Here is a 10,401-nt window from a genome sequence, read left to right as displayed (position 1 = left end):
GCCGAGCCGTGCAGGGTCTTGATCCGCTCGGCCCCGGCGATCGAGGTCGACAGGCCGCGCGCGATGTCGGCGGTCACGTGGCCGCCGCCGACCGCCAGCGTCTCGACATGGACCAGGCTGCCGCCGCTGAACACCGCCGCAGAGGTCGAGCCGCCGCCCATGTCGATGCAGACCGCACCGAGATCCATCTCGTCTTCTTCCAGGGCGGCCAGCGCCGAGGTGAAGGGCGCGGCGACCACGCCTTCGAATTGCAGGTGAGCCCGCTCGACGCAGGCGCCCAGCGTCTGGAACACCGCTTCGCTCACCGAGACCACCAGCAGCTCCACGCCCAGCGAACGGCCGAACATGGCGCGCGGATCGCGGATCGCGGCCTGGCCGTCGACCGACCAGGCGACCGGCAGGATATGGGCGGCGCGGCGGCCGGGAAGCTTGATCTGGGCCAGGGCCTGCTGGATCGCCCGGACCAGGTCGCCGTCCGAGATCGGACGCGCGCCGATCGAGACCCGGCCGGAAATACGATGGCTGGCGAGTTGGCCGCCGGCGGTGGCGACGGTGACGCTCTGCACCTGGACGCCGGCGACGTTCTCGGCCCGCTCCACGGCCTGGGCGATGGCGTCAGACGCCTCGTCAAGATTGACGATGGCCCCGCCGCGCACGCCGCGCGACTGCACATAGCCGACACCGGCCGCCGTCAGGGTGCGGTCGGATCGGCGCACGCCATCATGCTTCATGATGAAGCAGCTCACCTTGGACGCGCCAAGGTCCACCGCGGCGATCACCGGCTGGCGGCCAAGCGCGGCCTTCAGCCCCTCGCGGCTCTCCTTGCGGTCCTCAACACGGGTCGCCAACTCGCCTGCCCTCTTCTTCCTCAAACGCCGTTGGCGACGAGTTGCCCAGGAAGGGCCCCGTCACGCGGCCGCACCGCCACCACGCTCGGATCACGCAGATCGATCCGCTCGAAACCCAGTTCCAGGATGCGCTGGCTCTGATCCAGCTGCTCCAGTTTTATCAGGGCGCCGTCTTCGTCCACCGCCGGCAATTGCACCAGCGATCCGTCCTTCAGCCGCAGGTCCCAGCGGCGGTTGTCCACCCGCACCAGGGCCTCGATCCGTTCCATCAGACGCGGCCGAGCGGCCACCTCCGGCAGGATCTGGGCGGCGTATTCATTGGCCCCCTCGCCGACGATCAGCGGGAGGGTGGGAAACTTGTCCGATCGGGCCTCGGGGATGATCTGGCCGTGCTCATCGATCACGTGGCTTTCGCCGCCGTGCTGCCAGACGGCGAGCTGTCGGCGCTCCACCACCGCCAGCACGAGGGTGTCGGGCAGCAGGCGCACGATGCGGGCTTCCTTCACCCAGCCCACGGCCTCGATACGCTGGCGCAGGGCCTCCAGGTCCAGGCCCAGCAGCGGCTGGTCCTTGTAGACGCCGGCGGCGGCCAGGATGTCGGCGGTCGCCATGGCCGAGGCGCCCTGGACGTGGACCGCCTTCAAGCGGAAGCCGAGATGCGCGAACTGCCCCCCGACGCCGCTGTTGATCGCTTCTGACAGCTTGTGGGCGCGGTCGCCGGTGGCCAGCGTCGCGATCAGCGCGATCGCCAGCACGCCAGCGGCGCCAAACAGGGCATGTTGCGGGGAAAGGCCGACGCCGCGGGCGGCGCCCAGCTTCGCGGGGGCGTACCCCGCAGGCGCCTTGGCCTGGGAGCGAGACTTGGAGCCAGCGGGCTTTCTAGCCCGGGGTTTCGCCGAAACTCGCGATCCCCCCCGCAGCGCCGCGGGCATAAGCGTCCTCCGTGATCCAAAGCACCAGGTTGTCAAAGTCCACGCCCTTCAGCGCCGCTTGCTCGGGGACGAGCGAAGTCGGCGTCATGCCGGGCTGGGTGTTGACCTCCAGAAGGACCAGAATGTCGTTAATGTCGTCATAACGAAGATCAGATCGGGTAACCCCGCGACAACCAAGCGCAGCATGGGCGCGCTCGGCCAGCTCCATGGCTTTGTCCAAGGTTTTCAAGGGAATCTTGGCCGGCAGGATGTGCTCCGACCCCCCGTCCCCGTACTTGGCCTCGTAGTCATAGAAGCCCGATCTGGGCACAATATCGGTGACGGTCAGGGCCTTGCCGTTCATCACCGCCACAGCGAGCTCCTTGCCGCGGATATAGGGCTCGATCATCACCTCTTCGCCGAAGGTCCATTCGAGGGAAATGATCTCCTGCGGCGGGCGATTCGCCCCGTCCAGGACGATGAAGACACCGACCGAAGACCCCTCAGCGTTGGGTTTCACCACATAGGGTGGCGTCATCACGTGCTCGGCCGCGGCCTCGAAGCGGTTGAACAATCCGCCCCCCGGCACGGTGACGCCGGCGGCGGCCAGCACCGCCTTGGACTTGGCCTTGTCCATGGCCAGCGCTGAGGCCAGGACGCCGGAGTGGGTGTAGGGCAGGTTCAGGGTCTCCAGCACCCCCTGGACGCAGCCGTCCTCCCCCCACTCTCCATGCAGGGCGTTGAAGCAGACGTCGGGCTTGAGCTTGGTGAGGACCTGGGCCAGGTCGCGGCCGGCGTCGACGCGGGTGACCTTGGCGCCGAGGCGTTCCAGGGCGTCGCCGCACTCGCGGCCCGAGACCAGGCTGACGTCGCGCTCGGAAGACAGGCCGCCGAGCAGCAGGGCCACATGGCGACCGGAAAGGGGTTGGCTCACTGGGCCTCCGTGGCGAGCTGGCGGAAATCGATATCGCTGTCGGCGACGGTTTAGAGCAAGGCGATCCTGGCCGCCACGCACATGTCGGCGGCCACGGATGGAGGACAAGGCCTTTATCCGTCCCGCGAATGGCCACCACAGCCTATGGCGCTAGGCCTTCGGGACGTGGCGGCCGGCCGACGAAGGCCGATGAGTGACCGTCGAGGTCCCGCCAGGTTCGCCGCGCCGTTCAGTCGGAAGCCACGAGGAAATCCCGCACCGCCGCCAGGTAGTCGGGGAAGTTTTCGCGCCGGGTGTTGTGGCCGGCGCCGGCCACCAGGACCGTGACGATGTGGGGATTGAGGGCCTTGGCCTCCCGCGCGATCTCCGGGGTGACGAGACCGCCGTGGGCGCTGTCGCCGTGGATCAGCAGGGTCGGCGCCGTGATCTGAGCGAGGATGTCCTGCCAGGGCGTGGCGTAGACCGGCATGGCCGCGGGATCGGTCTGGTGCTTGGCGGCCGCCCAGGCGGGGAAGTCGTCGTCATGCCACAGAGGCGACTGGGCCCTGCCCAGGGCGATGAGGTCGTCCTGCGACATGGCCCGGAAATTCGCCACCTGTTCGGCGAACCGACCGGCGCGGCGGTCGGCGGCGGCGCGGTCGATCAGCGGCAGGAACGGCGGGTCCTCGAGGATCACCTTCCACACCTTGCCCGGATGGGCGTTGGCATAGGCCGCCGTGGCCCGAGCGCCAACGGAGTGGCCCATGACGATGGGGGCGACCAGGCCCAGTTGCTCGATCGCGTCGGCGATATCCTGGGCGGGATCGTGGTCACCCGGCGGCATCGGCGAACTGTCGCCGTGGCCGCGCGCATCCAGCATGACGATGTCGAAGTCACCCGCCAGCGCCTGCGCCAGCCTTTGCCAGCACAAGCCTTTGTCGGTCAGGCCGTGGGACAGGACCAGGGCCGGCCCCTCCCCGCCCGTGCGGTGATAGGCCAGATGTCCGCCGGAAACCTCGACCCGTCCGGTCGCCCAGGGGCTCACCAGGCGTAGGCCTCGGGCGCCGGGCCGACAGCCGGGAAGATGGCGTCGAGCTTGGCCAGCGTCTCGGCGCCCAACTGAATCTCCGGCACGCGCAGGACCGAGGTCAGTTGCGCCCCGCTTGCCGGGCCGATGATGGCGGCCGTCATGCCCGGCTGATGCAGCAGCCAGGCGAGTGCGACGGCGCTTTGGGTTTCGCCACGCGCCTCGCAGAGCGCCGCGAAGCGGGAAAGCTGTTGCGCCCGCGCCGACGCGGCCTGCTTCATGTCGTCGGTCTGGCGACGCCCGGCGTCGGCGGCGACCTTGCCGGCCAGCAGCCCGCCGGCCAGCGGGCTCCAGGCGATCACCCCCAGCCCATATTCGCGGGCGGCGGGGATGACCTCCATTTCGGCGCGGCGTTCGATCAGATTGTAGAGGCCCTGCTCCGACACCAGGCCCAGACGCCCCCCGGCGATGGCCTTTTCATTGACCTGGGCGATCTTCCAGCCCGGGAAGTTGCTGGAGCCGACATAGGTGATCTTGCCCTGGGCGATCAGCCGATCCATCGCCTGCCAGATCTCCTCCACCGGCGCCAAGCGGTCGATGTGGTGCATCTGGTAGAGGTCGATGTGCTCGACCCCCAGCCGCCTCAGGCTGGCGTCGCAGGCCATCTGGATGTGGCGGGCCGAGAGGCCCCGGTCATTGATGTCGTCGGACATCGGCTCATGGACCTTGGTGGCGAGCACGATCCTGTCGCGCCGGCCGGGGTCCTGCGCCAACCACTTGCCCAGCAGGGTCTCGGTGGACCCGACGCCCAGGGCGCCGCCGTACTGGTTGGCGGTGTCGATGAAGTTGATCCCCGCCTCGACCGCCGCGCTCAGGATGGCGAAGGACTCCGCCTCCGGGGTGCGGGGGCCGAAGTTCATGGTGCCGAGGCAGAGTTCGCTGACCTTCAGGGCCGAACGGCCAAGCTGGCGATACTTCATGGGGCCCGCATGGTGGGGCCGGTGACCAGGGTCTCGCTGGAATCGGCGACGCAGTGGCGGACCAGCTTCTGGGCGTGCTCCGACAGCTTCCTGTAGTCCTGATAGCTGATGCCGGGCACGATCGGCTCGCGGAACCAGGGGGCGTAGAATTCCAGGTTCGGGATCGCCCGCATGGCGTCGGAGACGTTGGGGGTGCCGCCGTGCCAGGCGCGCACGTCACGGACCATGATGGCCCCGGCCGGGGCCGGGCAGACGGTGCTGAGCCGCATCCATTCCGGTTCCTCGTCCAGGCGCGGAATGCGGACCCGGGAGTGCTGGGTGCCGGGAATCTGGCGGGTCGGACCGTTCAGCTTGGTCACGTCCTGGGGCAGGAAGTTCACGCAGACATAGGGGCACGGCAAATCTCGAATAGTGAGATGGCCGCGCGGGTCGTGATAGGCGCTGAAGGGGGTACGCTCATGGCTGCGCCAGTCGTTCACGTCGGAATGCAGGGGTTGGTATTCCACCGCGCCGGGCAGGCAGAAGTCGCCGCTGGCCGCCCGCAGCACATAGTCCGGGCTCTCGAAGATGGCCGTGACGATGTCGGTGACCGCCGGGATATCCAGCATCATCTGCCACTCAGGACGATGCAGCTGGCTGCGGGTCATGCTGCAGCCGCCGAAGGAATAGCGGTGCGAGCCGCGATTGCCGGCCCGGTCGCCGTCCAGGGCGAGGATTTCGCGGGCCACCTCGTGGCAGCCCTGGGCGAGGAAGTCGGTCTGCTCGCTGGTGAGGACATTGGCGATCACCACGAACCCGTCGCGGCGGAACAGGTTGACCGCGTGCTCGGTGTCGCCGGGCTCCAGGATGTCCAGGCCCTTGATGCCGTTGTGCGCCTCCAGGTAGGCCCGCTGGGCGAGGATCTCCGGGGTGTCCATCGGCCGCTGGGTCCAGGCCTGGGATTCAACGGGTCTGTTCATCTCCACGATCTCCGCCTTGGTCGCCGGCCCACACGCGGCCGATCTTGCCTGCCGCGATCATCCCCGTGGGGGCCGCCCGGGGCAATGATATGTTTTATTTTTCGGTCGGAGGGGCGGCGGGGTCGGGGCGTCCGTTCGTGCAATGTCGCCCGAATTACAGGAAGCTAGTTCGTACGGTGTCACCTCTATTCCGGATGGACGCCAACTCGACTCTTGGGGGGAGTGAGCATTGAAACTGTTTTTGGTGCGCCACTGCCAATCGACCGGCGGCTTGCCGGAATCCGCTCTGACGGAGAGAGGAATTGCAGCCGCAGCGCACCTTGCCGACCAGTTCACACCGCTCCGTCCAGACGCGATCTATGCGAGCCCGTATGCAAGAGCGGTTTTGACCGTCTCCCCCTTGGCGACGCGGCTGAAAGCCGGGATCAACATTGACGGTCGGCTGCGGGAGCGTGTCCGTTCGACGGGCGAGATTGAGGATGTTGAAGGTTATCTCCACCGCTCATTCGCAGACGAGACCTACCGGGCGGCGGGAGGCGAAAGCCTAAAGGACGCTGCGGACCGAGCGCTGGCGGCGCTCGCAGATATCCGCAGGCGGGGTCATCGCTGCGTCGTCGTCGCAAGCCATAGGACCTTGATCGCATCGATCTTGCGCTCGATCGATCCGCAGTTCGGGCTGGCTGAGTGGCGCAAAATGGTGACGCCGGATGTCTTCAGTTTGCAGTTCAATGAGCTTCACCCGGTCGCGTTCGAACGCTTGGAATGAGCCTCGATCGCGGCCACGGACCGGTTCAGAAAATTTCCTGCACTGTCACCGCAGGATTTCGGTGACAGTGCATTCAATCAGGCTGAGCCTCTACGCTGTCTCAGCCGAGCTTAATTGAATGCACTGTCACCGAAATTTGCACTAATGATATGTTTCGCTCGCGGCGGCGGCGGGATCAGGGCGTTGATGGGTGCGCTGTCACCGGAATTCGATTGGACCGCCGGGCCTCTCCAAGCGAGGCGCTATGAGGATACCCATTGCGGTAGAGCAGCTAAGCTCGCGCGCCATAGTTGCGCTTGCTGTCGATAGCGACTTTAGTGACAGCGATGCTCGCCTCTGCGCTTCAAACCGTTACCCCTCGCGAAAAGTCGGGCGCCACGACTAGCTCTCGCTTCGCGTTCCAAGCGCATGTCTCGCTGGCAAAGATGCTCGATTTGCATGATGCGGACACCGATTTCCGCGCGCTGCTCGACTACTACGACGATCTGACCATTTTCTCGGATTCGACGGCAGATCCATCCGAAGCACGCTTCTTTCAGATCAAAGGAAAGAAGTCTGGTTCTTGGACCGCAGCGCAACTGGTCAAACCTGAAGGGAAAGCGCCCCAGACCGTCGTTGGGAAAATGTATCACCACACCGCTGGCTTTGGTGCATCCGCCGCTGCATGCACCTTCGTGAGCAACGCCCCCTTCAGCTTCACTCTCAGCGATGGCACGAAAACGACATCAGATAGCGTGTCTGTGGAGTTCAGCGCGCTGGGCAAGGATGACCAAGACAGCTTTAGGAAGGCACTCGATTTAGATTTCAAACCACCGCGCTCACCCGACGAAGCGAGCGTTCTTAAGTTTGAGCGCACGTCCGTGCCGCTCACCGACTATGAGGTGTTTTTGAGGGGCCGATTGGTTATCACGGTCGGCGACGACACCGGCATCCCAGTCAATGCCCTCTATCGCCTTCTGATCGAGGAAATTACCAAGCGCGCAAACGATACGTCCGATTGCACGACCCCGAGCGAGATTTTCGGATCGAAATCCTTCTGCCGAGCAGAGCTTCAAAGCGCGATCTCAGCAGCCGAGACACGATTTAGCGTCCTAGACCATTGGGCGATCATTGACGAAGAACTCAAGGACGCTTCGCGCAGCACCAAAGATCGCATTCGTCTCCGCACGAGCATGATCTCCTACGTCCGGGCCCGGGGAAAAAGGGACGCCGCTGCAACTGCCCTGAGCGCGGCAGCCCGCCTGGCAGCAAGTCAGCATGTTACTGACCTAGATGGCACTGAAACGCTTATTGCTGCTGGCGGGGTATTGCAGCTGAACACAGTTCTACCCTCTCAGACGCCCTTCTCAGGGCTCGAACTCGAAGCGGCGATTTTAGTAGAGGCGTTCGAAGCGATCCATGGATGAGCCAAGTAAATACGGCTTACGGCGCTTGCTTTTGAATGCTGGGGGGAAGCGCCATGCACACGATGAAATTCTCAAGAATCTTTCTCCTCTCAAACGAAGAGCGTCGGGGGCTGGAGGTGACGTTCAGCCCGGACGCGACAGTGATCTGCGGGAGGAACGGGTTCGGGAAATCGGCGATCCTGAAGAGCCTCTATGATGCCTTCGGCGCTGAGCCCCATAAGGTGGATCGAAGCTGGCGCGACGCGAACGTCATTACCGCAGTGGAGTTCATGATCGATGGCAAGCGATACTCCATCCTCAAGTTTGCTGGCACCTACACCGTCTTCGACAGCAACGATCAGAGGGTCTTTCATACCGCCTCGGTCATGCAGGAACTCGCGCCTTATCTAGCGGAGTTACTCGACTTCCGGCTGTCGATGGCCGATCAGCGGGGAGACACCGTGGTCCCACCGCCTGCCTATGCGTTCGCCCCCTACTATGTGGATCAGGATAATAGTTGGTCCGAGGCGTGGGCGCCGTTTACGAAGATGTTTCTGCCAAAGTCTGCTTCTGCCCTCGCGGACTATCACCTTGGCCTGAAGCCGAACGCCTACTACGTGGCGCTCGCTGAGCGCACTCAGACCCAGCAGCGACTGAAGCAAATTCAGGTTCGCGTTGACGGCCTAAGTGACGCCGCAGATCATTTGCGACAGATCGAACCCGAGACCTCCGTCTACTTCGATTTGGCAGACTTCAAGGCTGAAACCGACCTATTACTTGCTGAGGCTCGACGCCTTCAAGACGCCCAGACGGTCCACCGATCCAAACTTGTCGAGTTGGAAGACGAACGCGCCCTTTGGACCGCAAACATCAGCGTCACGCGCGGGGCGCTGCGCGAGGCTGAAACAGTGTTCGCCAGCGCGGTCGGCCACTCCGAAGAGGTACAGTGCCCAACCTGCGGAGAGCACTACCACAATGACATAACGGCCCGGTTCGATATGGCGGCCGACACGGAGGCGCTCGTCGCCGCCCATCATTCGGCGTTAGCCGAACTTCGTGCAGTTGATGCCGCACTCGAAAAGCGGAGGGCTGCTCTCGAAGAGATCGCGCGAGCGACTGAACGGGTGCAGGCTCTTCTCGCTCCGAGAAGTACAGGTTTGGACCTTGGCCAGGTGATCGCTGCCGAGGGACGAAATGCTGCGACGCGCTCCCTGCGCTCCCAAATCGATGGAATGCAGCAGGAGCTTGGACTCCTCTCCACACGCTACAGAGAACTTTCTGACGACATGCGGAAGGCGCAAGATCGTAAGCGCGCTAAACTCATACGCGATACGTTTGCCAGCGACCTTACACGCCTCGCCCTGCAACTGGATGTCCGCGTGGGCGATGTGCACACAGGCCCTATCTCATCGATGAGTTTCGCCCGAGGCAGCGAAGGCCCACGCGGCATCGCCGCTTACTTTTATGCTTGCTTGAATACGATCTCGAAGTTTGGGTCGGGCACGTTCTGCCCTGTCGTCGTCGATGCCCCGAACCAACAAGGTCAGGATGACAAACACCTGCCCGCCATTATCGAGATGCTCCTGAGCCAGCGACCGAAGGGCACTCAACTGATTTTGGGCGTTGAAGAGCCGACAGGCGTAGACGGCAGTGGTGCCGAAGTCATTCGTGTCGGTGAGCGGCGAAACCAGCTCCTGCGCGAGGCTGACCATGAGCCGGTGTCGGAGCGCCTGAGGCCCCTGCTAGCTCAATTGGTCTGACCCCCAAGCCGGTTTCCGCTGGCCGGCGGTGCCTAGACGCTGATCCGCTCGATCAACCCGCCGCTGTCGTCAAGCACCAGGGCCTCGGGCAGGCGCAGGCCCTTCCAGAGCTCGGCGTCGTGGCGTCCGGTCTGCAGGCCGAGATAGGCCGCCAGGATGGTGCCGTGCGTGGCCACCATCAGGGGCCGGGCGGCATGGCGGAACAGGCCCTCGGAGAACCGGGCGGCCGCCTCCCCCGCCGGCTCGGCGCCCTCGATGCTGAGGTGGGGGTTCTCCAGCAGGCGGGCGACGCGGGCCTCGAAGGTGGCGGGGTCGCTGAAGGGCCATCTGGGGCGGTGCAGTTCGGCGAAGGCGGGGTCGGCGGCGACCGTGAGGCCGAGGCCCTCGGTGAGGATGCGCACGGTCTCCAGGGCCTTATCTCGGGGCTGGAGACGACGGCGACCGGCGCCAGATGCTTGATCTTGGCCGCCAGGGACCGCGCGGCGGCGCGGCCTTCGTCCGACAGCGGCCACTGGGGCGGTGGGACATTGGGGTCCTGGGCCGGCGCGGCGTGCTTGACCAGGATCAGAGCCGGCCGATGCGCTTGATTTCCCATTCCAGTTCGATCCCGGTCTTGGCCTTCACGTCGGCGCGGACGGCTTCGCCCAGGCCTTCGAGGTCGGCGGCGGTGGCGTCGCCGGTGTTGATCAGGAAGTTCGAATGCAGGGGCGAGAACATCGCCCCGCCGAAGGGTTTGCCGCGCCAGCCGGCCTCGTCCACCAGCTTCCAGGAGGAGTGGCCCGGCGGGTTCTTGAAGGTGGAGCCGCCGGTCTTCTCGCGGATCGGCTGGGTGGTTTCGCGGCGCGCGGTGAT

General features: G+C 65.1%; 10 protein-coding genes and 1 pseudogene. 3 read left to right on the top strand and 8 right to left on the bottom strand.

Annotation, left to right across the window (positions count from 1 at the left end):
- The 6 genes from ftsA to AAC997_RS16190 all read right to left on the bottom strand — a co-directional run.
- A partial coding sequence (gene ftsA, locus AAC997_RS16215) for a cell division protein FtsA (RefSeq protein WP_340646738.1) occupies positions 1-848 on the bottom strand: 848 nt, incomplete at its 3' end.
- Between the two features lie 20 nt (positions 849-868).
- Positions 869-1,603: a cell division protein FtsQ/DivIB gene (locus AAC997_RS16210; RefSeq protein ID WP_340646737.1), complete on the bottom strand. Its 735-nt coding sequence runs from the start codon at positions 1,601-1,603 to the stop codon at positions 869-871.
- A gap of 124 nt (positions 1,604-1,727) precedes the next feature.
- Positions 1,728-2,693, bottom strand: coding sequence for a D-alanine--D-alanine ligase (locus tag AAC997_RS16205; RefSeq protein ID WP_340646736.1), 966 nt, complete (start codon positions 2,691-2,693; stop codon positions 1,728-1,730).
- A gap of 229 nt (positions 2,694-2,922) precedes the next feature.
- A complete protein-coding gene (locus AAC997_RS16200) occupies positions 2,923-3,717 on the bottom strand; it encodes an alpha/beta hydrolase (protein ID WP_340646735.1) in 795 nt (264 codons plus the stop codon).
- Positions 3,714-4,679 (bottom strand): aldo/keto reductase, encoded by a 966-nt coding sequence (locus tag AAC997_RS16195; protein ID WP_340646734.1) that lies wholly within the window; start codon positions 4,677-4,679, stop codon positions 3,714-3,716. The genes AAC997_RS16200 and AAC997_RS16195 overlap by 4 nt, the downstream gene beginning before the upstream one ends.
- A complete protein-coding gene (locus AAC997_RS16190) occupies positions 4,676-5,638 on the bottom strand; it encodes a phytanoyl-CoA dioxygenase family protein (RefSeq protein ID WP_340646733.1) in 963 nt (320 codons plus the stop codon). Before AAC997_RS16190 ends, AAC997_RS16195 begins: the two co-directional genes overlap by 4 nt.
- A 229-nt stretch (positions 5,639-5,867) precedes the next feature.
- Between AAC997_RS16190 and AAC997_RS16185 the strand changes: the two genes are divergently transcribed.
- The 3 genes from AAC997_RS16185 (at position 5,868) to AAC997_RS16175 (ending at position 9,549) form a co-directional block, all read left to right on the top strand.
- Complete coding sequence (locus AAC997_RS16185; protein ID WP_340646732.1) at positions 5,868-6,404, top strand: histidine phosphatase family protein; 537 nt, start codon at positions 5,868-5,870, stop codon at positions 6,402-6,404.
- Positions 6,405-6,730: 326 nt separating this feature from the next.
- Positions 6,731-7,810: a dsDNA nuclease domain-containing protein gene (locus AAC997_RS16180; RefSeq protein WP_340646739.1), complete on the top strand. Its 1,080-nt coding sequence runs from the start codon at positions 6,731-6,733 to the stop codon at positions 7,808-7,810.
- 53 nt (positions 7,811-7,863) lie between these two features.
- Complete coding sequence (locus tag AAC997_RS16175) at positions 7,864-9,549, top strand: AAA family ATPase (protein WP_340646731.1); 1,686 nt, start codon at positions 7,864-7,866, stop codon at positions 9,547-9,549.
- A gap of 32 nt (positions 9,550-9,581) precedes the next feature.
- On the opposite strand, the gene AAC997_RS16170 is transcribed toward AAC997_RS16175, so the two are convergent.
- Complete coding sequence (locus AAC997_RS16170) at positions 9,582-10,061, bottom strand: histidine phosphatase family protein (protein ID WP_340646730.1); 480 nt, start codon at positions 10,059-10,061, stop codon at positions 9,582-9,584.
- A gap of 52 nt (positions 10,062-10,113) precedes the next feature.
- Positions 10,114-10,401: pseudogene (locus tag AAC997_RS16165) on the bottom strand (UDP-N-acetylenolpyruvoylglucosamine reductase); the annotation flags it as partial.

The sequence above is a fragment of the Phenylobacterium sp. genome, from assembly GCF_037968635.1.
Classification (GTDB): Bacteria; Pseudomonadota; Alphaproteobacteria; order Caulobacterales; family Caulobacteraceae; genus Phenylobacterium.
Note: the sequence above shows the minus strand (reverse complement) of the source record. Positions and strands in the feature narration are given on the sequence as shown.

What these genes read in the sequence shown, in the direction of transcription:
- AAC997_RS16195 (WP_340646734.1), bottom strand. Translation starts at nt 4,679, where the DNA reads ATGAAGTATCGCCAGCTTGGCCGTTCGGCCCTGAAGGTCAGCGAACTC.
- AAC997_RS16175 (WP_340646731.1), top strand. Translation starts at nt 7,864, where the DNA reads ATGCACACGATGAAATTCTCAAGAATCTTTCTCCTCTCAAACGAAGAG.
- AAC997_RS16180 (WP_340646739.1), top strand. Translation starts at nt 6,731, where the DNA reads ATGCTCGCCTCTGCGCTTCAAACCGTTACCCCTCGCGAAAAGTCGGGC.
- AAC997_RS16190 (WP_340646733.1), bottom strand. Translation starts at nt 5,638, where the DNA reads ATGAACAGACCCGTTGAATCCCAGGCCTGGACCCAGCGGCCGATGGAC.